The organism is Aliiroseovarius sp. YM-037, assembly GCF_048060095.1.
GTDB lineage: Bacteria > Pseudomonadota > Alphaproteobacteria > Rhodobacterales > Rhodobacteraceae > JBLUOA01.
On the sequence record NZ_JBLUOA010000001.1, the window covers coordinates 314,743 to 339,021 of the forward strand.

The following is a 24,279-nucleotide window of genomic DNA, read 5'->3' on the forward strand; positions in this document are numbered from 1 at the left end:
AGGGCAACCTTTCTAGCTGCGATGATAGGGGGCACCGGCAAGGATTGACGCCGCGCGGTAGAGTTGTTCGGACAGCATCACCCGCGCCAGCATATGCGGCCAGACCATTGCCCCAAAGCTGAGCTTGAAATCCGCCCGCGCCCGCAGCGGTTTCGCGATGCCGTCCGCGCCGCCGATCACGAAGGCCAGATCGCCGCGCCCGTCATCGCGCCAACGGCCGAGTTGCGCCGCAAATTCGGGGGAGGGCATGACCTTTCCCCGTTCTTCGAGCACACAGACGACCGCGCTGTTCGGGATCGCGCGGTCCAGCAGGGCGGCTTCGGCATCCTGCCCGCCGCCCTTTTTATCCTCGACCTCAATCACGGAGGCAGGGCCAAGCCCAAGCGCCCGTCCGGTGCGGTCAAATCGTGTGAGATAGTCGTCAATAAGATCACGCTCTGGCCCCGCCCGAAGGCGACCAACAGCGCAGATGTGCACGCGCATTACGCCGAAGCGTCAGCGCCGCCCGTGGGCAACCACATCTTTTCCAGCTGATAGAACTCCCGCACTTCGGGCCGGAAGACATGCACGATGATGTCGCCCGTGTCGATCAGAACCCAGTCGCCCTGATCCTTGCCCTCAATCTTTGATATGCGGCCAAGATCGCGCTTCAACTCATCAACAAGTTTCGTCGAAATCGCCGCCACCTGCCGGGTGGAACGACCCGAGCATACGACCATATAGTCGGCCATTGCGGATTTTCCACGCAGGTCGATCTGGACTACGTCCTCGGCCTTGTCATCGTCGAGTGAAGTTAGGATGCGTTCAAGCAGCTGTTCGCTTGAAATATTTACCGAACCAGCGGCCATCGGCGCGTTCGGAGCAGCTGTGCTACCAGCTACGTTTGCAGTGTGAGACAGGACAATGTCCTCCTTTCGATCGCGCCGAAACCAGCCCCGGCGCAGAGCCTGAGTGAAAGGTAACATCGCGGGGATGAAATCTCAATGGAGGGATGGGTGTGCTGTGGCAGGATAGGCACAGGTTCGCCGTTGTGGAAAAACGGCTGATTATCGGGCAGAATCACTGCAAAATGCGTGAATTTCAGTGTGGTTGGGATGGGGGATAGGGCCAAATCACGTCTGCATATGGACGCTCAACTTTTAGGGAAGACCTGAAACAATCGGCCTAATCTTTCGGCGACTGTTTGTCTTCCGGTGGCTCGAACCCCTCGTCGCCCAGCATTCGAACTTCGCGCTGCGGGAACGGGATTGAGATGTCATTTTCTTTGAACGCATCCCACAGCGCCAGATAAACATTGCCCCGGATATTGGTCAGCCCGCCGGTCGGGTCTTTGATCCAGAACCGTAGGATGTAGTCGACGGAGCTGTCACCAAATCCGACGATGTGACAGACTGGCGCGCGGAAGCTGAGCACCCTTTCGACCCCCTTCGCCGCGTCGATCGCGATACGCCGCACGTCGTGCGGGTTGTCGCCATAGGCTGTGCCAAAGTAGATGTCGAGCCGCACAAACTCGTTTGAATGCGACCAGTTCACGACCTGTCCGGTGATCAGGTCTTCGTTCGGGATCAGATATTCCTTGCCGTCTCGCGTGGTGATCGAAACGTAGCGGGCACCAAGTGAATTGATCCAGCCGAAGGTGTCACCAATCGATATCACATCGCCCGGTTTGATCGACTTGTCGAGCAGGATGATAATGCCCGAGACAAGGTTCGACACGACCTTTTGCAAACCAAAACCAAGGCCGACACCAATGGCACCGGACAGAACCGCAAGGCCCGTAAGATCAAAGCCGACCGCCTTCAACCCGATGAAGAAGGCAGATCCGAATAGCAGCACCTGAAGGAACTTGACAGCCAGCACCCGCATGGAGGGCGAGATATCCTCGTTCGCCGAAATCCGGTTCGCCGCGGTTTTTGAGATCACGCGCGCCGCAAAAAACAGCACGCCCGTCACGACCAACGCCTTCAGTAGCGTCAACGCAGACAGGCGGAAATCGCCAAACTCGATGGCGAGGTTATCAAGCACCCGCGACGTTGCATCGACAAAACCGAAGTAGAATAGCGTGACATACGCCCAACCACCCCAACGCACGACCCTTCGCAGAAAGGCGTTTCGGATCACCTGGCTTGCGATGACGATGGCAAGCCATGCAAAGGTGATCGTACCGACGATCGACAGGATGTAGGTGCGCGATGGGAAGGTCTGCAGAACCTCCCGCATAAAGACGATCACCATCCAGATCAGGAGGACGAATAGGATCAGCCCGGTGCGCCGGTAGACAATCAGTAGCCAGCGAAGCTGCCATTTCGGGCGCCCCTCAAGGCTGCGTATCCATTCGTGAAAACGCGGCGCTACGATCATTCGCAGCAGCAGTGCGGCCGCGACAACCGCCAGAACACCGGCAACCTGATAGAGCCGCGAGGGCAGCAAAAGGGACGTCAGGAAGAATTCGATTTGCGACAGGAGGGATTGAACCTCGGTCGCCACAGACTCTGTTTCGCTTTCCATTGAGAGCATTTTTACACGACCTGCGCCGGGCGACAACTGCCGTTGCAAACCATTGAAATAAAAGCTAACCGCAGCACATGACAGAGACAGTGATCCTTCTGATCGCCGCGTTTGGCGCGGGTGTCGTCAACAGCATCGCAGGGGGCGGTACTTTCCTGACATTTCCGGCGCTGGTCTATGTTGGCGTGCCGCCGGTGATCGCCAATGCGACCAGTGCGGTTGCGGTGTTTCCGGGCTACCTGTCCGCCGCGGCGGGTTTTCGGGAGGAGATCGGATCGCTCGACCGGGCAAAGCTGATCCGGGCGACGGTTGTTTCGCTGATCGGTGGACTGGTTGGCGGGCTGCTGTTGCTGGTGTCCTCGGACGATGTGTTTTCCGTGATCGTGCCGTTCCTGCTGCTGGCCGCCACCGCCGCCTTTGCCTTTCAGACGCAATTGCAGGGCTGGATGCGGGATGGCGTGTTTCAGGCGCAGCCTTACGGGATTTTCGGCCTGTTCGCGGTCGCGGTCTATGGCGGCTATTTCAACGGCGGGCTGGGGATTGTCCTGCTGGCGCTGTTTGCGCTTTGGGGCATGGAAAACCTCAACCTCATGAACGGGTTGAAGAATGCGCTGTCCTTCGTGATTTCCGCGATCTCGGTCGCGACGTTCGCCGTGGCGGGCATCGTCGAATGGAAGGCGGCGCTGCTGATGGCCGTCGCTGCAATCGCTGGCGGCTATGCCGGGGCGCGCTTGGCGCGGGTATTGCCGAAACCCGTCATGCGAGCGGTTATCATCGGGATCGGCCTGACGATGAGCGTTGTGTTCTTCGCCCGGCTGTGACGGTTCATGTTGTCTGCTTGATGGAATCCCCAAAGCGATGTAATGCATGCGCATGAAACGCATCTACGATATTCATGACCGCGCCTTTCTGCCGTGGCGGTTCTACGGTCAGTCGCTTTCCATCGGGCACTGACAGCCCGACGATCACCGCAGTCATCGTAATATCTGAACACAGTATGGGAGAGGACTGATGTCCCCCAAGACGCTCTACGACAAAATCTGGGATGCCCACCTCGCGCATGAGGCCGAGGATGGAACCAGCTTGCTGTATATCGACCGCCATCTGGTGCACGAAGTAACCAGCCCGCAAGCCTTTGAAGGGCTGCGCATGGCCGGGCGCACGGTTCGCGCGCCTGAAAAGACGATTGCGGTTCCGGATCATAACGTGCCGACAACGCTCGACCGGGTGAACGGGATCGACAACGAGGAAAGCCGCATTCAGGTCGATGCGCTTGACAAGAACGCCAAGGATTTCGGCATCCACTACTATCCGGTATCCGATGTGCGCCAAGGGATCGTGCATATCGTCGGACCAGAGCAGGGCTGGACCCTGCCGGGCATGACGGTCGTCTGCGGCGATAGCCACACCGCGACGCATGGCGCGTTCGGCGCGCTGGCCCACGGGATCGGCACGTCTGAGGTCGAACACGTTCTGGCGACGCAAACGCTGATCCAGAAGAAATCGAAGAACATGAAGGTCGAAGTCACCGGCAAGCTGAACCCCGGCGTGACTGCGAAGGACATCACGCTGGCGATCATCGGCGAAACTGGCACCGCTGGCGGCACCGGCTACGTGATCGAATATTGCGGCGAGGCGATCCGCAGCCTTTCGATGGAAGGCCGGATGACCGTCTGCAACATGGCGATTGAAGGCGGCGCACGCGCGGGCCTGATTGCGCCGGACGATACTACATATGAATACGTGAAAGGCCGCCCGCATGCCCCCAAAGGGGCGCAGTGGGAGGCGGCGCTGAACTGGTGGAAAACGCTCTACACCGACGAAGGCGCGCATTTCGACAAGGTCATCACGTTGAAGGGCGAAGACATTGCCCCGGTCGTGACCTGGGGCACCTCGCCCGAAGACGTTCTGCCGATCACTGCGACCGTGCCAAGCCCCGAGGATTTCACCGGTGGCAAGGTTGAGGCCGCGAAGCGCTCACTGGAATACATGGGCCTGAAGCCCGGCACCCCGCTGAGCGAGATCGAGATCGACACGGTCTTTATCGGCTCCTGCACCAATGGGCGGATCGAAGATCTGCGGGCGGCGGCGGCCATCCTGAAAGGGAAAAAGATCAAGGACGGGATGCGGGCGATGGTCGTTCCGGGGTCTGGCCTTGTCCGTGCACAGGCGGAAGAAGAGGGTCTAGCCGACATCTTTATCGAAGCGGGGTTTGAATGGCGGCTTGCGGGCTGTTCCATGTGCCTCGCGATGAACCCGGACCAGCTTTCCCCCGGCGAACGCTGTGCGGCGACGTCAAACCGCAACTTTGAAGGCCGTCAGGGCCGTGGCGGACGGACGCACCTGCTGTCGCCCGCGATGGCAGCGGCGGCGGCGGTTACCGGCAAGCTGACGGATGTGCGGGATTTCATCTGATCCGGCTTTGATCCCCGGTCACGCGAGCGGGGATCAGAGAAACACCCTTTCCACACACCAATAGGCACCAACCAGCCCAATGACGACGGAGGCTGGCACCGCGATCACGCGGCGATACCAGTCTTTCCGCCCGAACCAAAGGCCAACCAGCAGGAACGCAGCGGCGATCACCGCGAGCTGGCCAAGTTCCACCCCGATGTTGAAACCGATCAAGCCGGTCAGGAACCGCGTCGGCTCTAGCCCGATATCGCCCAGCACTGACGCGAAGCCGAGGCCGTGCAGCAGGCCGAACGCAAAGACAATCGCGGTGCGTCGCCATGTTATCTCTCCGCCGATGATGTTCTCGACCGCGACATAGACAATGGACGCGGCGATCAGCGGTTCGACGATGCTGGCGGGGACAGACACGATTTCAAGCGTGGCAAGCGCCAGCGTGACCGTGTGGGCAAGGGTGAAGGCCGTCACCTGTACCAAGAGGGGGCGGATATGCAGCGAGAAGAAGAATAGCCCGAGCACGAACAGGATGTGGTCAAGACCCTTCGGCACGATATGTTCAAAGCCGATAACGATGTAATCAAGGAAGGCGGCAAGCCCGCCGACCTCTGCAACGCCGCTGCGGGGCAAGGGGGCGCTAAGCCCGCCATCGGGCAGCATCGCGGCGTAGGCATCCTCGCCCGCGCTTTCCTGTCGGACGACCAGCGGGCCATAGGCGGCGACCCAGCCAAGCACGACGGGCGTGTCGTCATCGGGGAGCGGGGCGGTCAGCTGCAGTGTGGAACTGCGGGGGAGTTCCGCGTCACCGACGGGTGGGATTTCGATGGCCGTAATCTCAGCCGTCAGTGCGGTATCCCCGGCGTTGAGGGTTATACCTTCCGCGATGCCAGGCCAGGCCGCACGAAAGGCGGCCTCAAGCGCTTCCGGGTCCTTGCTGCGGAGTTCGTCATAGGTGCCCGAAAGCGGCGAGTCATTCGTGTCGGTCAGCCCGGCAAGGTCCATCCCGGCGATCAAAGGTTCAAGCGACAGATCCACGGTGATGTCGACCACGCTTTCGCTAACGCTGACATCCGCGACCGCAGGCTCAATCTCATGCGCGATGGTTGCGTTTGCCCACAGAAGCGTGACAAGCAGCAGGGTTGACTTGCTGAGGACCCTGCCGAAGATGTTGAGGGCCTGCATCACTGGAAAGATCTTCATGTCTATTGTCCGCTTTCTTGTCCTTGCCGTTGTTACGGTGGCGTTTTCTGGCATCGCGCACGCGCACGAGTTTTGGATATCACCAGAAGACTATACGGTCACCCCGGATGATCAGATCGTTGGAAATCTGAGAAACGGCGAGGAATTCGTCGGTTCGGGCTATTCCTATCTGCCCGAACGTTTCACCCGGTTCGAAATCATAAACGGCGACACCGTGCGCCCGGTCGAAGGGCGCATCGGCGACAAACCCGCGCTGAACATGCCGGCAGGGGATGGGGGGCTGGCGATTGTCGTGCACGAAACCACGACCAGCCGCCTGACCTACACCGAATGGGAGAAGTTCGTGCGCTTCGTCGAACACAAGGCGATGGACGGCACGTTAGAGGCGCACGCGGAGCGGGGATTGCCGGATGCGGGCTTCGTTGAGCTTTACAGCCGATATTGCAAGGCGCTGATCGCGGTCGGTGACGGCACAGGCACGGATCGCCCGGTCGGGATGCTGACAGAGATTGTGGCCGAGGCGAACCCTTACACCGACGATCTGTCCGATGGCCTGCCGCTGCGCGTGCTTTATGACGGCGCGCCCCGCGTCGGCGCGCAGGTCGAGCTGTTCGAAAAAGCGCCGGACGGCGAGGTTACGATCACGCTTCACACGACCGACGCTGAGGGCCGCGCGACGGTGCCTGCGAAGGCCGGGCACGAGTATCTGGCGGATGCGGTCGTCATGCGCCCAACAGAAAACGACTCCGTCGAAGATGGTCCGGTTTGGGAAACCCTGTGGGCCGCGCTGACCTTTCAGGTGCCTGAATAGCAGCACGGCTTGTCTTTCGGGGGGCGTTCGGCTATCCGAAGCGGCGTTACAGGAGACATGACATGGACAAGTTCACAACCGTTACGGGCGTCGCGGCCCCGATGCCGCTGATCAATATCGACACGGATATGATTATCCCGAAGCTGTTCCTCAAGACGATCAAACGGTCCGGCCTCGGCGTGAACCTGTTCGACGAAATGCGCTATGACGACGACCGGAATGAGCGGCCAGAATTCGTGCTGAACAAGCCCGCCTATCGCAATGCTGAGATATTGGTGGCCGGAGAAAATTTCGGCTGCGGATCGTCGCGCGAACATGCACCTTGGGCGATCAAGGATTTCGGGATCAAGGTCGTGATCGCCCCGTCTTTCGCCGACATCTTTTTCAACAACTGCTTCAAGAACGGTATCCTGCCGATCGCACTGCCGCAGGAAGATGTTGATATCCTGATGAAAGATGCGGAGCGCGGCGCGAATGCGCGTATGACCGTCGATCTGGAAAAGCAGGAGATCACGACCTCTGACGGTCAGACCGTCGCGTTTGAAGTCGATGCGTTCAAGAAGCACTGTCTGATCGAAGGACTCGACGATATCGGGCAGACAATGTCGAAAGAAGCGTCGATTTCGACGTTTGAGAGCAAAGCAGCCCAAGAACGGCCTTGGGTCTAAAACACTGATACACCACTATATATTGGGGGTCAGTTTCGCTGGCCCCCTTTTTGCTGCGTGATTGATGCAAAGTCGCACCAGTTCTTCCACGAAAATGCCTCATTAAAATCGTCATGGTTAACAAATCCTTGATGGATAGATTCGTAGGGGCCACAACTTGGGGAAGAAAATGAAAAGCTGTCGCAAAAAGCGGACGCTGATGGGCATAAGGTCGCGGCATTGTATCGCGGCCGGCCTAGGTAAGGGTACGATACGTTGATTTCGCAATTGGCAGGCGCGTTCGTTCGCGCGGTATTCGTGGTATTGCTCATCGCAATGCCGACGTTGTTGCTTCCGGGTCAGTCATCTGACACGGCGCAGATTGTGACTCTGGTCGCGCTGTTCTCCGCAATTCTGATAATGATTGAATACGCGTCGAACTACCCGAGCTTGATAGAGTTCCGGGACGCTCCGCCGTTCAACCGGGTGCGGTTTCTATCGCTGTTCATAACGGTCTTTCTGTTGACCATAATCTGCCGCGGCCGCACGGACCCAACAACGCTCACGCAATTTTTGACAACTATCGGCGCGCTGATCGGACACGCGATTGATTTTCCGTACAGCCCGGTCCGTCTTGTGCTGTCGATGTTCCCGGATGGAACCGACCGGGCAAGCCTTGCGCTGGTCCGCACGACCGCCGGATTGTCTTACCTGATCTCGCTCTTGTCGCTGGCGGTGTTCCTGATCGTGCTGCGCCTGCAGGGTTGGCCGATGAAGGGGCGTTCGTTCAACGTCTGGGTCAACCTGCCGACCTTCGACCCCACAGCGGGCGGAGATGTGGTAGATCGGCTGATCCGTGACGCTCGGTTTAACATTTCCTTAGGCTTCTTGCTGCCATTCTTGACGCCATTGGCGGTGAAGTCCGCAGCGGCGCTGTTCGATCCGCTGGCGACCACATCGTCGCAAACCCTGATCTGGACAGTGGCGGCATGGGCGTTTCTTCCGGCAAGTCTGTTCATGCGCGGCATCGCCATGGGACGGATCGCCGACATGATTACCGAGCAGCGGCGGCAATCGCACGAGCTTGCACAAAATGGGTTGGCGCATGCCTGATCTGGCTTGCCGCCAGCGCCGCCTTTTCCGATACCTACCGAATAGCAACGTATAACGCAGAGCTGGACCGTGAAGGTCCGGGTCTGCTTTTGCGTGACATCGTGCGGGGCGAGGACGCGCAGATCGCCGCAGTCGTCGCCGTCATCGCCGAGGTCGCCCCCGATATCCTGCTGCTGCAACGGTTCGACTACGATCATGACTTGATCGCGTTGTCGGCCTTTGTCGATACGCTGCGTGAAGCGGGCATCGACTATCCCCACCTCTTTGCGCTGCCACCCAATTCCGGCGTTGCAACGGGGCTTGATATGGATGGCAACGGACGATTGGGCGAAGCGCGGGATACGCAGGGGTATGGTGATTTCTCGGGGCAAGGTGGCATGGCGCTTCTGTCGCACTATCCGATTGACGATGTGGGTGTGCGAGATTTCACGACGCTTCTGTGGAAGGATTTTCCCGGCGCGCTGCTGCCGATGATGGATGGCGCGCCCTTTCCGTCACCCGAAGCGCAAGAGGTGCAGCGGCTATCGTCGGTCGGCCACTGGGATGTTCCGGTTGTTTTGCCCGGTGGGACGCGGTTGCACCTGCTTTCATGGCACGGAACAACTCCGGTTTTCGACGGAGAGGAGGACCGCAACGGGCGGCGCAACCACGATGAAACGGTGTTCTGGGCGGGTTATCTCGACGGGATACTGGCGGAACCTGCTCCGGATGCCCCGTTCATCGTTCTGGGCGATGCCAACCTCGACCCCATCGACGGCGACGGGCGGGGTGAGGCGATCTGGGCGCTGTTAGCCCATCCGCTGTTGCACGATCCCGAACCGCAAAGCGACGGCGGCGCGCAAGCCGCAAACCAAGGCGGGATAAACGCGCGCCAACGGGGCGATCCGGCTTTTGATACCGCCGATTGGCCGGATACCGGCGGGAAACCCGGTAATATGCGGGTGGATTATGTTTTGCCCTCGCGCGATCAGGAGGTCGTTGCAAGCGGGGTGTTCTGGCCCGCGTCTGGCCCGATGGCAGAGGTTGTGGCGATAGCTTCCCGGCATCGCATGGTGTGGGTTGACATCCAGCTTCCCTAGGCCGCGATCACGGGCGGGGGTTCTTGACCCTCTGACAAGAACCCGCTACGGCGAAACAACCTTCAAATAAAGGATTGTATCGCCATGACGACACCCACGCTTCTTATCCTTCCCGGTGATGGTATCGGCCCCGAAGTCATGGCCGAAGTTCGCAAGATCATCGCGTGGTTTGGTGACAAGCGCGGGATGGCGTTTGACGTGTCCGAAGACCTTGTTGGTGGGGCTGCCTATGACGCGCATGGCGTTCCGCTGACCGATGCGACGATGGAAAAGGCGCAAGAAGCAGATGCGGTTTTGCTGGGCGCGGTTGGTGGCCCGAAATACGACGTTCTCGATTTCAGCGTGAAGCCTGAGCGTGGGCTGCTGCGTCTGCGCAAGGAAATGGACCTGTTCGCAAACCTGCGCCCGGCGCAGTGCTTTGACGCGCTCGCCGATTTTTCCTCGCTGAAGCGCGATATCGTCGCGGGCCTCGACATCATGATCGTGCGGGAACTGACCTCCGGGTCCTATTTCGGAGAGCCGCGCGGGATTTTCGAAGAAGGCAACGAACGCGTCGGAATCAACACCCAGCGCTATACGGAATCCGAGATTGACCGCGTTGCGCGTGCGGCGTTCGAACTCGCCCGCCGGCGTGGGAACAAGGTCTGCTCGATGGAAAAGGCCAACGTCATGGAATCTGGCATCCTGTGGCGCGAGGTCGTCACGCAGGTGCATCAGGCTGATTACGCCGACGTCGAGCTAAGCCATATGTATGCCGACAACGGCGCGATGCAGCTTGTGCGCGCGCCGAAACAATTTGACGTGATCCTGACCGACAACCTGTTCGGCGACATTCTGTCGGACTGCGCGGCGATGCTGACCGGATCGCTTGGCATGTTGCCATCGGCGAGCCTTGGGGCACCGATGGAAAACGGGCGGCCAAAGGCGCTTTATGAACCAGTCCACGGCTCCGCCCCCGACATCGCGGGAGAGGGCAAGGCCAACCCATGCGCCTGTATCCTCAGCTTCGCGATGGCGCTGCGTTATTCCTTCGATCAGGGCGGCGAAGCCACCCGGCTTGAACAAGCTGTCGAAAGCGTGCTGGCCGCAGGCGTCCGCACTGGTGATCTGATGCAGTCGGGTGACGGCAATCCGGCGTCGACCACCGAAATGGGCGATGCCGTCATCGAAGCGCTGAACGCAAGCCTTTAAGGGAAGCCAACTGGGGTCAGGCACCGCTTGCGGTTTGCCGGGGCCGGTCCTATGGTCCCGCAACTGTTAGCGTTAACGGAGCTGGCGCGATGAGCACACCCACAACCGGCCCGACCAATACCAAAGGCGCGTTGAACGCCCTGATGGCCTATGGCCTGTTTTCCGCGCATGACGTCATCGTCAAGGCGTTGGGCGGGGGGTATTCGCCGTTTCAGATCGTCTTTTTCAGCGCGTTGATGGGGTTCCCGTTCGTTGCGCTGATGCTGATGCAGGACGACACGAAAGGCAATCTGCGACCGGTCCATCCCTTGTGGATGACAGCGCGCACGATTGCGTCGATCTTCACCGGGGCTTGCGCGTTCTACGCCTTCTCTGTCCTGCCACTTGCGCAGACCTACGCGATTATTTTTGCGTCGCCCCTGCTGATTACGGTCCTGTCGATCCCGATCTTGGGAGAGGTCGTGCGCCTGCGCCGGTGGCTTGCCGTGATCGTCGGGCTGATCGGGGTGCTTGTCGTGCTTCGGCCCGGCTCAGTCCCGATTGGGCTTGGACATCTGGCGGCACTTGGGTGTGCGATCGGTGGCGCGTTCAATTCGATCATCGTGCGCAAGATTGGGCAGGAGGAACGCAGCGCGGTCCTGATGATGTATCCCATGCTTGCCACCGTCATCGTGATGGGTGCGTTGATGCCGTTCTATTACAAACCCATGCCCGCGCTGGATTTCGGCGGCATGGCTTTGGTCGCGCTGTTCGCATTCCTCGCCGTCAGGTTCTTGATCGCCGCTTACCGCAATGGCGAGGCGGTGATTGTCGCGCCGATGCAGTATTCGCAGATCATCTGGGCCACGATTTTCGGCCTGCTGTTTTTCAACGAAATACCAGACACGCCCACAATCATCGGCGCAGGGATCATCATCGCCAGCGGTATCTACATCCTGATCCGCGAAAGCGCCGCCGGGGCGTCAGAGAATACGCCTGTTCTTCGCACCCGCAGCCGGATCGGAACGGGCAACGGATTGCGCGTCGGAACCTTCGTGCGGCGCATAACCTCCAGCGAATGAGGGCTTGCCAAAATCGCCCCAGAGGTTTAACCCGCACCCTCACGGTCGGGCTGTAGCGCAGCCTGGTAGCGCACCTGCTTCGGGAGCAGGGGGTCGGAGGTTCGAATCCTCTCAGCCCGACCAACATCACCGCCTTTGACAGTTTTAAATGAGATGGACCTTTTGGGGTGCATCCCAGTTCTGTGTGGCGTTCCTAAAACACCCGTTTCGACACCATGAACCGTTGTGACAGCGGCAAGCTCGCCGCGCCAAGGGAGCGTGCGTCGGGGCCGATTGAACCTTCACGCACGTCCGGTTGGATCAGACCCGCCCAATTGAGCTTGCGCATTTTCTCGGCGGTCAGGTCGACCAGTTCGCGCCGCACCTCTTCCGGTAGCCAGCCATCGATCACTACCAGTTCAAAATCAATGACCGAACAGGACACAACAATTGCATGTGCCAACCCCTCCGCCGCCTGATCCAGCCAGCGGCTTAGCAGGTCGCGGTCCACATTCCACGACGCCGAGGATTCCCAAAGCGCGGCGGCATCGGCACCCGCATCCAGCATCGACTTTTCCAAACCGGACAGCGATGCGACGTCGATCAATTGTGCGCCCTGAGTGCCACCCGCCGGAAGGGGGCCGAGCGCACCTGCATTGCCGGTCGGCCCCGTGAACAGGGCATGGTTTATGACCACCCCGCCGCCGATGAAATAGCCAACGTAGAAATACAGAAACTCCGCCGGGTAGTCCTGTCCGCCGAAGACCAATTCGGCCCCGCAGGCGCACGTCGCGTCGTTCTGCAGATAGACGGGGAAATCGTATAGATCGTCGATCTCTGCGCGGATGTCTCTCTCTTTCCAAGTGTCCATCTTGTCGCTCGGCTCATCAATGATCTTGGCCCATTCCCACAGGTAGCCGGGGATGGCGATGCCGAGCCCGGCGATGCGGTCCCGCTGTTGGGCGGTCAGTTTCTTGGTGATCTGGGCGATTGAGTCATGAACGAACCCCAGCGTCTGATCGGGTTCGGGATACCGATAGGTCAGGTGCACGCGGTCCAGAATGGTGCCGAGGAAATCGACGAGGATCATATCCGTGCTGCGTCGCCCGACCTTGAGGCCGAAGAACAACGCCCCGTCGGTCGCAAGGCGCATCGGGATGGAAGGTTGACCGACTTTACCCCGCACGGGCGCGCATCGTTCAATCAGCGACTCACCTTCAAGCTTGCGCATGATGACCGACGCGCTTTGTGCGGAAAGGCCCGTCATCCGGGCGATTTCAGCTTTTGCGGTCGGGCCGTGATTTCGCAGGATTGACAGGATCAAACGTTCGTTATGTGCGCGCAATTCGCTTTGGCTTGAGCCGCGAACAACGGGGCTGGGTGACGCTTCGGCCTCATCTGGTTTTGGAACGTCGGTCACGAAGATCCTCCATCTCGTTCGCAAAGCATGAAGCCTTCGGCGCCATCTTGTCAATAATAAACCAACTTGATTTATTTATTGACAGAGACCGTAGAATCGTTGTTCTTTAACGATCAGGGTGGAGTGGTGCTGCGCATCTTTCATCTTTCGATCAGGTGGGTGAACCGCCAAATCTCTGGATTCCGTTATGGGAGGAACGTCCGTGAACAAGCTATTTATGGGGGCCGCCGCTGGCCTGCTGACAACCACATTGGCGAGCACTGCTTTTGCCGACGGCCACGCCCCGACCGTGTGCCTTATCACCAAGACCGATACCAATCCCTTCTTCGTGAAAATGAAGGAAGGCGCCGAAGCTATGGCGTCGGAGCTGGGCATGAACCTGATGTCGTTTGCCGGTAAGGTCGATGGCGACCACGAAACGCAGGTGCAAGCGATTGAAACCTGCATTCTGGATGGTGCGAAAGGTATTCTGATCACCGCGTCCGACACGTCTTCGATTGTGTCTGCTGTCACGCAGGCCCGCGATGCCGGGCTGCTGGTGATTGCACTCGACACACCGCTTGAGCCGATCGACGCGGCCGATGCGACCTTCGCCACCGACAACTTCATCGCGGGTGAGCTGATCGGCCAGTGGGCCGCGGCGCAGCTCGGTGACGAAGCTGCCAATGCCAAAATCGCCATGCTTGACCTTGCCGTAAGCCAGCCGACCGTTGGCGTGCTGCGCGACCAAGGCTTCCTGCAAGGGTTTGGCATCGACATCGCAGATCCCGGCAAATGGGGTGACGAAGACGATCCCCGCATCGTTGGCCATGACGTGACCCAAGGCAACGAAGAGGGTGGCCGCCGCGCGATGGAAAACCTGCTGGCGACCGACCCGGAAATCAACGTGGTCTACACGATCAACGAACCTGCTGCCGCTGGTGCCTATGAGGCGTTGAAGGCGATTGGTCGCGAAAACGACGTGCTGATCGTGTCCGTTGATGGCGGGTGCCCCGGCGTTCAAAACATCGCGGACGGTGTGATCGGCGCGACCTCGCAGCAATACCCGCTGCAAATGGCTGCGCTTGGCGTTCAGGCGATCAAGGCGTGGGCCGACGATGGCACCAAGCCCGAGCCGACCGAGGGCAAAGACTTCGTCGACACTGGCGTGGCACTTGTCACCGACCAGCCTGCCGAGGGCGTCGAGTCAATCTCGGTTGAAGAAGGCATGAACCTCTGCTGGGGTTAATCGCTGACTAGGAATTTTCGGGGGGCGGGTTCTCCGCCCTCCGACATAAACGGGACGGCGACAATCGCCGGCTTATCTGGGACACTCCAGACACAACACTCAATTTCCTCAGCCCTAAGTTGGAAGTGATCGAGATGTCTTCGCAAAACACAAAAAGCGATAATTACGAGGCCGCCGTTGCGGACAGTCCGCAAACCGTGGCGGCGTTCGACGATCATAAGCGCGGTCTGATCGGTTCGATCCAGCACCTGCTGCACGTCAATCCGTCACTGGTGCCGCTGATCGTTCTTGTCGCGGCGATCATCGCGTTTGGGATTTTACAGGGGTCGAAGTTCTTCTCCCCCTTCGCGCTGACCCTGATCCTGCAACAGGTGCAGATCGTCGGTATCGTCGCGGCGGCGCAAAGCCTTGTTATCCTGACCGCCGGTATCGACCTTAGCGTGGGGGCGATCATGGTGCTGTCATCGGTGGTGATGGGGCAGTTCACCTTCCGCTATGGCCTGCCGCCGTCGATTGCCGTGATCTGCGGGCTTGCATGTGGCACGCTGATCGGGGCGATCAACGGCTGGCTGGTTAGCAAGGTCAAGCTGCCACCCTTCATCGTGACGCTGGGCATGTGGCAAATCGTGCTCGCCACGAACTTCCTCTATTCCGCCAACGAAACCATCCGCAGTCAGGAGATTGAGGCGAACGCGCCGCTGCTTCAACTGTTCGGGGCAAAGTTCAACATTGGCGGCGCGGTTCTTACCGTTGGCGTGGTCTTCATGCTGCTGCTGATCCTTGTGCTGTCCTACGCCTTGAAACACACGGCTTGGGGGCGACACGTCTATGCCGTCGGGGACGATCCCGAAGCGGCGGAGCTGTCGGGCGTGAACGTTCACAAGACGCTGATGTCAGTCTACATGCTGTCGGGTCTGATCTGCGCCTTCGCGGGCTGGGCGTTGATTGGTCGGATCGGATCGGTCTCTCCCACCTCGGGGCAGTTGGCCAATATTGAAAGCATCACCGCTGTGGTGATCGGTGGCATCTCGCTGTTCGGCGGGCGGGGATCAATCCTCGGCACGTTGTTCGGGGCGCTGATCGTTGGGGTGTTCACGCTTGGGCTGCGCCTTATGGGCGCGGACGCGCAGTGGACCTTCCTGTTGATCGGCCTTCTTATCATCGCCGCTGTTGCGGTTGACCAGTGGATCAGAAAGGTATCGGCATGACGGAGCCTATTCTTAAAGGACGCAACCTCGTCAAACGGTATGGTCGTGTCACTGCCCTCGACCATTGCGATTTCGATCTGATGCCGGGTGAGATTCTGGCCGTCATCGGCGACAACGGAGCAGGCAAGTCCACGCTGATCAAGGCCGTGTCCGGCGCGGTGATCCCGGATGAGGGCGACGTATGGCTCGACGGGCAAAAGGTGAATTTCCATTCGCCCATCGACGCCCGCGATGCCGGGATCGAAACGGTCTATCAAACGCTCGCCATGTCGCCCGCGCTGTCGATTGCCGACAATATTTTCATGGGGCGGGAAATCCGCAGGCCGGGCATCCGGGGGTCGCTGCTTCGGCAACTCGACCGTCCGGCGATGGAGAAGTTTGCCCGCGACAAGCTAAGCGAACTGGGCCTGATGACGATCCAGAACATCAATCAGGCGGTCGAAACGCTGTCCGGTGGTCAGCGTCAGGGTGTCGCGGTGGCCCGCGCCGCAGCGTTCGGATCGAAAGTCATTATTCTGGATGAGCCGACCGCAGCCCTTGGCGTGAAGGAAAGCCGCAAGGTGCTTGAGTTGATCCAAGACGTGAAATCGCGGGGTATTCCAATCATCCTGATCAGCCACAACATGCCCCATGTGTTTGAGGTCGCGGACCGTATCCACGTGCACCGCCTTGGCAAGCGATTGTGCGTGATCGACCCGAAGGATCACTCGATGTCAGACGCGGTTGCCTATATGACCGGGGCCAAAGAACCGGCCGAGGTTGAGAATGTCATCGCCTGAGGCGCTTGAACGGCCGTCCCTCGGCGACCTGACACAACGTATCCTGACCCTGCCCCGCGACCTGGGGCGGCGGGTGGTTGCGGTGGCCGGCGCACCGGCAAGCGGGAAATCCGTGCTGGCCGAAACACTGACCAAGATGGTCAATCAGGCGGGCCGGGCGGCGCGGACAATCCCGATGGATGGCTTCCACCTCGACAACGCGATCCTAGACGCGCGGGGACTTCGCGCCTGCAAGGGCGCCCCGGAAACCTTCGATGCGTCGGGCTTCATCAACCTGATGGGCCGTCTGAAGCGGGGCGGAGAGGTCGTGTATCCGCTGTTCGACCGTGAACGGGACATTGCGATCTCCGGCGCGGCAGTGATCGAAGCCGACTGCGATGTCGCCATCGTCGAAGGCAACTATCTGCTGCTGGATGAAGACCCATGGCGCGCGCTCGCCCCGCTGTGGGATCTTTCGATCTGGTTGGAAACGCCCGAGGCGGTGCTGCGCGAACGCTGTGTGCAACGCTGGCTCAATCACAACCACACGCCCGAAGCGGCGCTCGCCCGCGCCGAGGGGAATGATCTGGCCAACGCCCGCCGGATCAGCGCCACACGCCTTCCCGCAGACGTGACACTGAACGATTAACGGCGCGAAAACCGCGATTTTGGAGGTTTTCCGGCGCAGATAGAGGCTCTTCCGCAACCCTTTGCAAATAAGCGTATCGCGATAGGGGCCGTTTTTGTTGACGGCTGGCGAATGCTCCTTAATTCTAAGTCCGCTTTTGTGCTGCTGCCTGACGTGCTGCGCTGAAACTCGGGGTTTTGGTATTTGGGGAAGACGACGAATGATTAACCGTAGACGATTTTTGACGACCGCCGCTGCATCGGCGGCGCTGGCGCCTGTTGCGAGTTTTGCCCAAGAGGCGACGCAAACCTCCGAAGTTCCGGAATACCTGCTGCCCCGTATCGTGCGGATCAGCGAAGAATTCACCCCCGGCGAAATCCATGTTCTGCCAAGCGAGTTCTCGCTTTACTGGACCATGCCGGACCAAAAGGCGATCCGCTACGCTGTCGGCATCGGACGCCCCGGCTTGTACGAAGCCGGAGAATTCTACGTCGGCGCCAAAAAGGAGTGGCCAAGCTGGCGGCCGACCGATGACATGATCCGCCGCCAACCTGAGCAATATGAACAATTCGCAGACGGCATGCCGGGTGGCGTCAACAATCCGCTGGGCGCCCGCGCACTTTACCTGTTTGCGCCGGGCCGTGGCGATACGTTCCTACGCATCCACGGCACGAACCGGCCTTCGACCATCGGCACGGCAGTGTCAAACGGCTGCGCCCGGCTGGTGAACAGCCACATGGTCCACCTTTACAACCAGGTGCCGCTGCAAACCCGCGTGGTTCTTTACAGCGCGGCCTAGGCCTATTGCTCTTCGAACGGCACGCCGATCTTGATCGTCTGCTCCTCAGCGTCGACGCTAAGGTCGGATGCGATCATCACGGGCATTGGCGCGTCCGGTAGCCACGACAGCGATCCGTCTTCGTGAAGCTCGACCCGGTTCTGATGGTATAGGCCAACGGTCGGGGCGAGCTTGATGCCGTCAAAGCCTTCCGGCACTTCGAACTCTAGCGTGACGCTGCCGTTTTTCTCATCCGGAATGTATTCTGGAATGCTGGCGAATACCCCGGCGGTCTGGCCGCTGGGTGTCAGTAATTGGCCCCAGATCGTGTATTTGTAGCCTTCGACGAGGTTGATGAATTCCACATCCGCGCTGATCGTTCCGCCTTCGGGGGCAAGCGATTGGTCCCCATCTGCGGCATCGGCGGCGGTGACGGAGATGCTCTGGATCGCGTGGGATTGAATCGTCTGGTCGAGGTTTGCGGTGTCGTCAAGTTTGGCCAGTGCGGCGGAGTCGTCAGCGGTCGCCGGGTCGACTTCGCCTTCGTAAAGCGTGGCGAGCACGACATAGTCGATATTGAACTCCGTCCGGTTCTGCGGAACGGGCAGTTCGACGCTTACCGTTCCGGCGGCAGCGTCAGGGGTGAAGGTCACGAATTCGATGTCGCCGACCACATCTTCGGTCGTCAGGCTGAATAGTTGGGCGGCCAGTGTATAAGGCTGCCCGGCAGTCAAACCGTCATAGGTCACGTCGTCGCGAACAGTGCCGCCGACCCGTGTGAAAAAACGATTGTCGTCGACAGTGTCGAGAGCGACGCCCGACAGCGTTACGCCATCTTGGGCCGCAACGCGATCCGTCAAACCAATGCACGCCAACGCACAAATTAGTGCGAGAGACGTGCGGCGAAAGGGCGGGGTGTGAGTGAGTGTGTTTTTCATGGGGTCGGGGATTTACGCCGATTGCCCATGACGGTCAAAATCGCAAATGGCGAAGAATCGCTGCGGTTTCAGCGGTAGATGGCCGAAAGTGACGGTATATCCCGAAAAAAGAATGGCTTAGATCATCGGTAATCTGCGCAGGGCGTTGTCATATTCCCGCCGAAATACCACGTTGCCCGTGCGCTTTTTCTTTTAGCGAAGTCGCTGAAGCAGTGCCATTGTCGGCTCACCATTCACCGGTAATCCGGTGCTTGATTGATAGGCCCGGATCGCGCTGATCGTGTTCGGACCGATCACGCCATCATCGCCTTGGGTGTCAAACCCTCGCGCTGTCAGGCGGCGCTGAAGCTCTTTCCTATTGTCGATGGTCATGCCTTGCGCATCCGGCGGAAATGCACCGCGCAACGCTGGCTTGCCCGCAATCCGGTCGGCCAGATGACCGACGCCGATGCCGTAGCTTTGCGAATTGTTGTAGCGCAGGATAACGCCGAAGTTTCGGAACACCGCAAAGGCCGGGGCGTTCGGTCCCTGCGGCATCAGAATCGCGGTCGATCCGTAGTTCGGCAGCGGTCGACCAGCCGCATCTGTCACGCCACGCTCGTTCCACGCAGATGCGCTGCGGGCATTGCCGCGCCCTGCAAGCGATGTGTTGAACCCGCTGGGAAGGCGCACTTCTGTCCCCCAAGGCTGCCCGGCCCGCCAACCTGATCGCTGCAGATACGCGGCCGCTGAGGCCAGCGCATCCGTCGGGTCTTCGGACCAGATATCGCGCCGCCCGTCGCCGGTGAAATCCACGGCATAGGCCTGATACGAGGTCGGGATGAATTGCGTATGCCCCATCGCTCCGGCCCAGCTTCCGGTCATGCGATCCGCCGTAATGTCGCCCCGCTGAAGAATGCGAAGCGCCGCGATTAGCTGCTGTTCGAAAAACGCGCCCCGCCGTCCGTCAAAGGCCAGGGTCGACAGGGCAGAGATCACTGGAATATCGCCCCGGCGTTCGCCGTATTTGCTTTCAAGTCCCCAGATCGCCGTCACGACTTCGGACGCGACACCATACCGGTTTTCGATCGCCCCAAGGGTCGCGGCATATCGGCGGCGGTTCGCGCGGCCTTTCTCGATCCGCTCATCCGACGCGGCGATGGCAAGGTAATCCTCAAGCGTTCGGGTAAATTCAGTCTGGTTTCGATCCTTTTCAACGACTGAGGGAAGGTAGCCCACATTGCGAAACGCCCGATCAAGCGTCGCGGCCGAGATCCCCGATCCCGCCGCCCGCGATCGAAACGCTGCAACCCAGGAATCAAACGCCGGGTTCGAAGTCGGAATCGCCGAGACCCTCGAAGCCTGCGGTTGCGTGCCGCCGCCCACACAGGCCGACAATGCGCTGGCCAGCAGCGACAATGTGATGGTTCGCCTCGATAGAGTCATGCTCATGCCCTCCCACAGGATGCTTTTGCATTGGAATACCTGACGGCGGAGGGCGCGGAAAGGGTGGAACGCGTCGGGGCAAGACACACAGCATGATGCCGCTTGCCACGCTTTCGCGAACGCACAGGAATTAATTGCCGAATTGGCTGTTGGTTTGATTTTTTTGGGATGGTCGGTGTTTCGCGACGCAAAGAACCGATGGTGCCCAGGAGAGGACTCGAACCTCCACATCCTTGCGAATACTAGCACCTGAAGCTAGCGCGTCTACCAATTCCGCCACCTGGGCAGGTGTCGTTCGCCGCGATGTAATATCAGTGGCGGGGCGTGTCAACGGGATTCGAGGGTTTTGGTGCGCGACGTGATAGCGGCTTGTTCCGATGCGTCTTGGAAGCTATTTAGAATGTGAAATTCAGACGCGGAGTGTCCAATGACCAAACTAGCAACCATCTACGGCGGGTCCGGTTTTGTCGGGCGCTATATTGCGCGGCGTCTGGCGAAGGAAGGCTGGCGCGTCCGGGTGGCGGTGCGGCGCCCGAATGAGGCGATGCACGTCAAACCCTACGGGACCGTCGGGCAGGTCGAGCCGGTATTCTGCAACATCCGTGACGATGAATCGGTTCGCGCTGTTATGCAGGGCGCGGATGCGGTGGTGAACTGCGTTGGGACGTTCGACAAATCCGGCCGCAACAACTTTGAGGCGGTCCAGCATCTTGGGGCTGAACGCATTGCCCGGATCGCGACCGAGGAAGGTGTTGGGCAGATGGTCCATATCTCCTCTGTCGGGGCGGATAAGGACAGCGACAGCCTTTACAGCCAGTCGAAAGCCGAGGGCGAAGACGGCGTGCTAAGCCACTTCCCCAATGCGGTGATCCTGCGTCCCTCGGTGATCTTTGGACATGAGGATCAGTTCTTTAACCGCTTCGCCGGCATGACGCGGTTTGGGCCGATTTTGCCAATCTTTGGCGGCAACACACGGTTCCAGCCGGTCTATGTCGATGATGTTGCGAAGGCTGCCGTGAAGGGTGCTCTGGGTGAGGCGGAGCCGGGCATTTATGAGCTTGGCGGGCCGGATGTGAACACTTTGCGAGAGCTGATCGACCAAATGCTTGAGGTGATCCAGCGCCGCCGGCTTGTCATCAACAAGCCGTTTTTCGCGGGGGCGATCCTTGCGGGTATTCTCGACGGGTTGCAGGCGGTGACGCTTGGCCTGTTCCACAATTCCCTGCTGACACGGGACCAGCTGCGCAGCCTGCGGCACGATAATGTTGTGGCGGATGACGCGAAGGGGTTTGCGGATCTCGGCATCACGCCGACGGCGATGGAGGCTGTATTGCCCGACTACCTGTGGCGGTTCCGCCCCTCGGGGCAGTACGCGGCGATCAAGAATTCCGCGAAGAACCTGAAGGCCTGAGCTGTCAGCTATAGGCGATGATCAACAGGATCACGCCGAGGATGACGCGGTAGATCACGTAGGGCGTGAAGCTGATGGATTTCAGCAGCCGCATCATCAGGCTAAGCGCCAGCAGGGCCGCGCCAAAAGCGAATACGGCGGCGATAGCCCCGTCGCGGGCGAGGGCGGCGTTGGCGGTCATCGCGACCTCTGCCCCCAGCAGAACGCCAGACGCGATGATCGTCGGGATTGACATCAGCATGGCAAGCTTTGCCGCATCCTCGCGCGCGTAGCCTAACGCCCTTGCGCCAGAGATTGTGGCCCCCGATCTGGATGTGCCGGGGATCAGCGCAATCGCCTGCCACAGCCCCATGATAAGCGCGTCGCGCACGGACCAATCGGGCGCGGTCTTGGCGTCATCACCCTTCTGGTCCGTCCAGTAAAGGACGAGGCCGAAGATCAGCATCGTCCAGCCAATCACCGCGACGGACCGCATCGCATCATCAAGGCCGGTCAGCTTTAGGATTACCCCTGCGATCACCACGGGGATGGTCGCGGCCACCAATAGAAAGGCGAGCTTTGCGCCCGGTGTGTCGATCTTTCCGCGCAGCAGCCGAGGCACGCCCGACAGGGCCAGCGCCACATCGGTTCGGAAATACAGAATGACCGCAGCCAGCGTTCCGACATGGACGGCAACATCGATCACCTGACCCTGATCCTCCATCCCCGTCAGTTGCGGCAACAGGATCAGATGGGCCGAGGACGAAACCGGCAAAAACTCCGTAACACCTTGAATTATAGCGATGATGAGAAGGTGGAAGAGTGTCATGCCCGCGCCTGCGTGATTCGTTTTGAACAACCTAGCGGGCGGCGGGGGAATAGGAAGGTGAGAAATAGGTAAGCACAGTTTCCTTAAATTTGGCGCGCATAGGCAAAATTCTTCTGACCTGCGGCGCCGTGACGCTCAAAAATATGCAAATAGGTAATACATACTGACTTTTATTTACCGAGAGCTTTGCGTATCAAGACAGTTCTTGCGATTCAGGAGTGCAGAATGGCCGAAAATCCTATGTTAAAATTCATCTCTGTCGATCGGGATATGCCGCAGAAGCGGGATGCCAGTCTACGGAATACGGATTTTCAGGAAATTTACGCCCAGTTCGCGGATCAAAAAGCGAAGGAGCAATCAAGCCGGTGCAGCCAGTGTGGCGTGCCCTATTGCCAGACGCATTGCCCGCTGCACAACAACATCCCCGACTGGTTGCGCCTGACCGCCGAAGGCCGCCTGAAAGAAGCGTATGAGCTTAGCCAGGCGACCAACACCTTCCCCGAGATCTGCGGCCGCATCTGTCCGCAGGACCGCCTGTGCGAAGGCAATTGCGTGATCGAACAGTCGGGTCACGGCACTGTCACCATCGGCGCGGTCGAAAAATACATCACTGATACAGCTTGGGAACAGGGCTGGGTCAAGCCGATCACGGCTGAGCGTGAGCGTGACGAAAGCGTCGGGATCATCGGCGCGGGCCCGGGTGGCCTCGCCGCCGCCGACATGCTGCGCCGGGCTGGCGTGCAGGTCACGATCTACGACCGCTATGACCGCGCGGGCGGACTGCTGACCTACGGCATTCCCGGCTTCAAGCTGGAAAAGCCGGTCGTCATGCAGCGCAACGAGCAGCTGGAAAAGGCCGGCGTCGAATTCGTGCTGAACACCAATGTCGGCGAGGATATCTCTTTCGATGCCATTCGCGGCAAGCACGACGCGGTGATTATCGCGACCGGAGTCTATAAAACACGCGATCTGCAAGGACCGGGCAGCGGGGCGGACGGGATCGTTCGCGCCATTGATTACCTGACCGCCAGCAACCGCAAGAGCTTTGGCGACGATGTGCCGGAGTTTGACAGCGGAGAGCTGAACGCCGAGGGCAAGCGCGTCGTTGTGATCGGTGGTGGCGATACGGCGATGGACTGCGTGCGCACGGCGGTGCGGCAGGGCGCAGAGAGCGTCAAATGCCTCTATCGCCGCGACCGCGCCAACATGCCGGGATCGCAGCGCGAGGTCGCGAATGCTGAAGAAGAAGGCGTCGAGTTTGTTTGGCTGACCGCGCCCAAGGGCTTTACCGGCGATGCTGTTAGCGGCGTGATGATCCAGCAAATGCGCCTTGGCCAGCCCGATGCGACGGGTCGCCAGACGCCCGAGGAAATTCCCGGCGCGGAATATGTCGAAGAGGCCGATCTGGTCATCAAGGCGCTTGGCTTTGAACCCGAAGACCTGCCGACCCTCTGGGGCGAGGAAGAGCTGGAAGTGACCCGCTGGGGCACCGTGAAAGCCGATTTCCGCACCCATGCGACAAGCCTGCCGGGCGTCTATGCGGTGGGCGATATCGTCCGCGGTGCGAGCCTCGTGGTCTGGGCGATCCGCGACGGGCGCGAGGCGGCGGAGAGCATTCTGGAAGAGCTTAACGCAGGTGTGCAGGTGGCGGCGGAGTGATTTCGGGGCATGCACGGACG

The 24,279-nt window shown here is 59.9% G+C and carries 23 protein-coding genes and 2 tRNA genes; 16 read left to right on the forward strand and 9 right to left on the reverse strand.

Going from position 1 to position 24,279, the window contains the following annotated elements; translation table 11 throughout:
* Window positions 1–12 precede the first annotated feature (12 nt).
* The 3 genes from rlmH to ACEWPJ_RS01435 form a co-directional block, all read right to left on the reverse strand.
* Window positions 13–483 (reverse strand): 23S rRNA (pseudouridine(1915)-N(3))-methyltransferase RlmH, encoded by a 471-nt coding sequence (gene rlmH, locus ACEWPJ_RS01425; RefSeq protein WP_416510374.1) that lies wholly within the window; start codon window positions 481–483, stop codon window positions 13–15.
* Window positions 483–848 carry a ribosome silencing factor gene (gene rsfS / locus ACEWPJ_RS01430; RefSeq protein ID WP_416510375.1) on the reverse strand — a complete coding sequence of 122 codons (366 nt, stop codon included), beginning with the start codon at window positions 846–848 and terminating at the stop codon, window positions 483–485. Before rsfS ends, rlmH begins: the two co-directional genes overlap by 1 nt.
* Window positions 849–1,164: 316 nt before the next feature.
* Window positions 1,165–2,508, reverse strand: coding sequence for a mechanosensitive ion channel family protein (locus ACEWPJ_RS01435; RefSeq protein ID WP_416510376.1), 1,344 nt, complete (start codon window positions 2,506–2,508; stop codon window positions 1,165–1,167).
* 77 nt (window positions 2,509–2,585) lie between these two features.
* Between ACEWPJ_RS01435 and ACEWPJ_RS01440 the strand changes: the two genes are divergently transcribed.
* The gene (locus ACEWPJ_RS01440; RefSeq protein WP_416510377.1) at window positions 2,586–3,329 is read left to right on the forward strand and encodes a sulfite exporter TauE/SafE family protein; all 744 of its coding nucleotides are present in this window, start codon (window positions 2,586–2,588) and stop codon (window positions 3,327–3,329) included.
* A 190-nt stretch (window positions 3,330–3,519) separates the two neighbouring features.
* On the forward strand, window positions 3,520–4,923 hold the full coding sequence (gene leuC / locus ACEWPJ_RS01445; RefSeq protein WP_416510378.1) for a 3-isopropylmalate dehydratase large subunit: 1,404 nt from the start codon (window positions 3,520–3,522) through the stop codon (window positions 4,921–4,923).
* Window positions 4,924–4,956: 33 nt separating this feature from the next.
* Here the strand turns inward: leuC and ACEWPJ_RS01450 are convergent, their stop codons facing one another.
* Complete coding sequence (locus ACEWPJ_RS01450; protein ID WP_416510379.1) at window positions 4,957–6,117, reverse strand: HupE/UreJ family protein; 1,161 nt, start codon at window positions 6,115–6,117, stop codon at window positions 4,957–4,959.
* Between ACEWPJ_RS01450 and ACEWPJ_RS01455 the strand changes: the two genes are divergently transcribed.
* The 7 genes from ACEWPJ_RS01455 to ACEWPJ_RS01485 all read left to right on the forward strand — a co-directional run bounded on the left by ACEWPJ_RS01455 (window position 6,116) and on the right by ACEWPJ_RS01485 (window position 12,142).
* On the forward strand, window positions 6,116–6,928 hold the full coding sequence (locus ACEWPJ_RS01455; RefSeq protein ID WP_416510380.1) for a DUF4198 domain-containing protein: 813 nt from the start codon (window positions 6,116–6,118) through the stop codon (window positions 6,926–6,928). The two genes, ACEWPJ_RS01450 and ACEWPJ_RS01455, sit on opposite strands and share 2 nt — an antisense overlap.
* 62 nt (window positions 6,929–6,990) lie before the next feature.
* The gene (leuD, locus tag ACEWPJ_RS01460) at window positions 6,991–7,596 is read left to right on the forward strand and encodes a 3-isopropylmalate dehydratase small subunit (protein WP_416510381.1); all 606 of its coding nucleotides are present in this window, start codon (window positions 6,991–6,993) and stop codon (window positions 7,594–7,596) included.
* Between the two features lie 255 nt (window positions 7,597–7,851).
* A complete protein-coding gene (locus tag ACEWPJ_RS01465; RefSeq protein WP_416510382.1) occupies window positions 7,852–8,688 on the forward strand; it encodes a hypothetical protein in 837 nt (278 codons plus the stop codon).
* 41 nt (window positions 8,689–8,729) lie between these two features.
* Window positions 8,730–9,767, forward strand: coding sequence for an endonuclease/exonuclease/phosphatase family protein (locus ACEWPJ_RS01470; RefSeq protein ID WP_416512982.1), 1,038 nt, complete (start codon window positions 8,730–8,732; stop codon window positions 9,765–9,767).
* Window positions 9,768–9,851: 84 nt separating this feature from the next.
* Window positions 9,852–10,958, forward strand: a complete 1,107-nt coding sequence (gene leuB, locus ACEWPJ_RS01475) for a 3-isopropylmalate dehydrogenase (RefSeq protein WP_416510383.1) — start codon at window positions 9,852–9,854, stop codon at window positions 10,956–10,958.
* An 89-nt stretch (window positions 10,959–11,047) separates the two neighbouring features.
* Complete coding sequence (locus ACEWPJ_RS01480; protein ID WP_416510384.1) at window positions 11,048–12,019, forward strand: DMT family transporter; 972 nt, start codon at window positions 11,048–11,050, stop codon at window positions 12,017–12,019.
* A 46-nt stretch (window positions 12,020–12,065) separates the two neighbouring features.
* Window positions 12,066–12,142, forward strand: a tRNA-Pro gene (locus ACEWPJ_RS01485).
* 70 nt (window positions 12,143–12,212) lie between these two features.
* On the opposite strand, the gene ACEWPJ_RS01490 is transcribed toward ACEWPJ_RS01485, so the two are convergent.
* Window positions 12,213–13,418 carry an ROK family transcriptional regulator gene (locus ACEWPJ_RS01490; RefSeq protein WP_416510385.1) on the reverse strand — a complete coding sequence of 402 codons (1,206 nt, stop codon included), beginning with the start codon at window positions 13,416–13,418 and terminating at the stop codon, window positions 12,213–12,215.
* Window positions 13,419–13,620: 202 nt separating this feature from the next.
* Here ACEWPJ_RS01490 and ACEWPJ_RS01495 point away from each other — a divergent pair, with 202 nt between their 5' ends.
* From ACEWPJ_RS01495 to ACEWPJ_RS01515, 5 genes are all read left to right on the forward strand, one after another.
* Window positions 13,621–14,646, forward strand: coding sequence for a sugar ABC transporter substrate-binding protein (locus ACEWPJ_RS01495; RefSeq protein ID WP_416510386.1), 1,026 nt, complete (start codon window positions 13,621–13,623; stop codon window positions 14,644–14,646).
* A 134-nt stretch (window positions 14,647–14,780) separates the two neighbouring features.
* The gene (locus ACEWPJ_RS01500) at window positions 14,781–15,854 is read left to right on the forward strand and encodes an ABC transporter permease (protein WP_416510387.1); all 1,074 of its coding nucleotides are present in this window, start codon (window positions 14,781–14,783) and stop codon (window positions 15,852–15,854) included.
* The gene (locus tag ACEWPJ_RS01505; RefSeq protein ID WP_416510388.1) at window positions 15,851–16,633 is read left to right on the forward strand and encodes an ATP-binding cassette domain-containing protein; all 783 of its coding nucleotides are present in this window, start codon (window positions 15,851–15,853) and stop codon (window positions 16,631–16,633) included. The genes ACEWPJ_RS01500 and ACEWPJ_RS01505 overlap by 4 nt, the downstream gene beginning before the upstream one ends.
* Complete coding sequence (locus ACEWPJ_RS01510) at window positions 16,620–17,261, forward strand: nucleoside/nucleotide kinase family protein (protein WP_416510389.1); 642 nt, start codon at window positions 16,620–16,622, stop codon at window positions 17,259–17,261. Before ACEWPJ_RS01505 ends, ACEWPJ_RS01510 begins: the two co-directional genes overlap by 14 nt.
* Before the next feature lie 199 nt (window positions 17,262–17,460).
* Window positions 17,461–18,039, forward strand: coding sequence for a L,D-transpeptidase (locus tag ACEWPJ_RS01515; RefSeq protein ID WP_416510390.1), 579 nt, complete (start codon window positions 17,461–17,463; stop codon window positions 18,037–18,039).
* A 2-nt stretch (window positions 18,040–18,041) separates the two neighbouring features.
* Here the strand turns inward: ACEWPJ_RS01515 and ACEWPJ_RS01520 are convergent, their stop codons facing one another.
* The 3 genes from ACEWPJ_RS01520 to ACEWPJ_RS01530 all read right to left on the reverse strand — a co-directional run bounded on the left by ACEWPJ_RS01520 (window position 18,042) and on the right by ACEWPJ_RS01530 (window position 20,667).
* Window positions 18,042–18,878 carry a VaFE repeat-containing surface-anchored protein gene (locus ACEWPJ_RS01520; protein ID WP_416510391.1) on the reverse strand — a complete coding sequence of 279 codons (837 nt, stop codon included), beginning with the start codon at window positions 18,876–18,878 and terminating at the stop codon, window positions 18,042–18,044.
* A gap of 270 nt (window positions 18,879–19,148) precedes the next feature.
* Window positions 19,149–20,381 (reverse strand): lytic murein transglycosylase, encoded by a 1,233-nt coding sequence (locus ACEWPJ_RS01525; protein ID WP_416510392.1) that lies wholly within the window; start codon window positions 20,379–20,381, stop codon window positions 19,149–19,151.
* A 199-nt stretch (window positions 20,382–20,580) separates the two neighbouring features.
* Window positions 20,581–20,667: transfer RNA gene (locus ACEWPJ_RS01530), tRNA-Leu, on the reverse strand.
* A gap of 141 nt (window positions 20,668–20,808) precedes the next feature.
* Between ACEWPJ_RS01530 and ACEWPJ_RS01535 the strand changes: the two genes are divergently transcribed.
* On the forward strand, window positions 20,809–21,792 hold the full coding sequence (locus ACEWPJ_RS01535; RefSeq protein WP_416510393.1) for a complex I NDUFA9 subunit family protein: 984 nt from the start codon (window positions 20,809–20,811) through the stop codon (window positions 21,790–21,792).
* Between the two features lie 4 nt (window positions 21,793–21,796).
* On the opposite strand, the gene ACEWPJ_RS01540 is transcribed toward ACEWPJ_RS01535, so the two are convergent.
* On the reverse strand, window positions 21,797–22,600 hold the full coding sequence (locus ACEWPJ_RS01540; RefSeq protein WP_416510394.1) for an undecaprenyl-diphosphate phosphatase: 804 nt from the start codon (window positions 22,598–22,600) through the stop codon (window positions 21,797–21,799).
* 225 nt (window positions 22,601–22,825) lie between these two features.
* On the opposite strand from ACEWPJ_RS01540, the gene ACEWPJ_RS01545 reads away from it, so the two are divergent.
* Window positions 22,826–24,259 carry an NAD(P)-dependent oxidoreductase gene (locus ACEWPJ_RS01545; RefSeq protein ID WP_416510395.1) on the forward strand — a complete coding sequence of 478 codons (1,434 nt, stop codon included), beginning with the start codon at window positions 22,826–22,828 and terminating at the stop codon, window positions 24,257–24,259.
* Window positions 24,260–24,279 lie beyond the last annotated feature (20 nt).

Coding starts and splice junctions, on each gene's coding strand:
- ACEWPJ_RS01505 (WP_416510388.1), top strand. CDS start 15,851: ATGACGGAGCCTATTCTTAAAGGACGCAACCTCGTCAAACGGTATGGT.
- rlmH (WP_416510374.1), bottom strand. CDS start 483: ATGCGCGTGCACATCTGCGCTGTTGGTCGCCTTCGGGCGGGGCCAGAG.
- ACEWPJ_RS01540 (WP_416510394.1), bottom strand. CDS start 22,600: ATGACACTCTTCCACCTTCTCATCATCGCTATAATTCAAGGTGTTACG.
- ACEWPJ_RS01515 (WP_416510390.1), top strand. CDS start 17,461: ATGATTAACCGTAGACGATTTTTGACGACCGCCGCTGCATCGGCGGCG.
- leuC (WP_416510378.1), top strand. CDS start 3,520: ATGTCCCCCAAGACGCTCTACGACAAAATCTGGGATGCCCACCTCGCG.
- ACEWPJ_RS01435 (WP_416510376.1), bottom strand. CDS start 2,508: ATGGAAAGCGAAACAGAGTCTGTGGCGACCGAGGTTCAATCCCTCCTG.
- leuB (WP_416510383.1), top strand. CDS start 9,852: ATGACGACACCCACGCTTCTTATCCTTCCCGGTGATGGTATCGGCCCC.
- ACEWPJ_RS01500 (WP_416510387.1), top strand. CDS start 14,781: ATGTCTTCGCAAAACACAAAAAGCGATAATTACGAGGCCGCCGTTGCG.
- ACEWPJ_RS01510 (WP_416510389.1), top strand. CDS start 16,620: ATGTCATCGCCTGAGGCGCTTGAACGGCCGTCCCTCGGCGACCTGACA.
- leuD (WP_416510381.1), top strand. CDS start 6,991: ATGGACAAGTTCACAACCGTTACGGGCGTCGCGGCCCCGATGCCGCTG.
- ACEWPJ_RS01545 (WP_416510395.1), top strand. CDS start 22,826: ATGGCCGAAAATCCTATGTTAAAATTCATCTCTGTCGATCGGGATATG.
- ACEWPJ_RS01525 (WP_416510392.1), bottom strand. CDS start 20,381: ATGACTCTATCGAGGCGAACCATCACATTGTCGCTGCTGGCCAGCGCA.
- ACEWPJ_RS01480 (WP_416510384.1), top strand. CDS start 11,048: ATGAGCACACCCACAACCGGCCCGACCAATACCAAAGGCGCGTTGAAC.
- ACEWPJ_RS01455 (WP_416510380.1), top strand. CDS start 6,116: ATGTCTATTGTCCGCTTTCTTGTCCTTGCCGTTGTTACGGTGGCGTTT.
- rsfS (WP_416510375.1), bottom strand. CDS start 848: ATGGCCGCTGGTTCGGTAAATATTTCAAGCGAACAGCTGCTTGAACGC.
- ACEWPJ_RS01440 (WP_416510377.1), top strand. CDS start 2,586: ATGACAGAGACAGTGATCCTTCTGATCGCCGCGTTTGGCGCGGGTGTC.
- ACEWPJ_RS01535 (WP_416510393.1), top strand. CDS start 20,809: ATGACCAAACTAGCAACCATCTACGGCGGGTCCGGTTTTGTCGGGCGC.
- ACEWPJ_RS01450 (WP_416510379.1), bottom strand. CDS start 6,117: ATGAAGATCTTTCCAGTGATGCAGGCCCTCAACATCTTCGGCAGGGTC.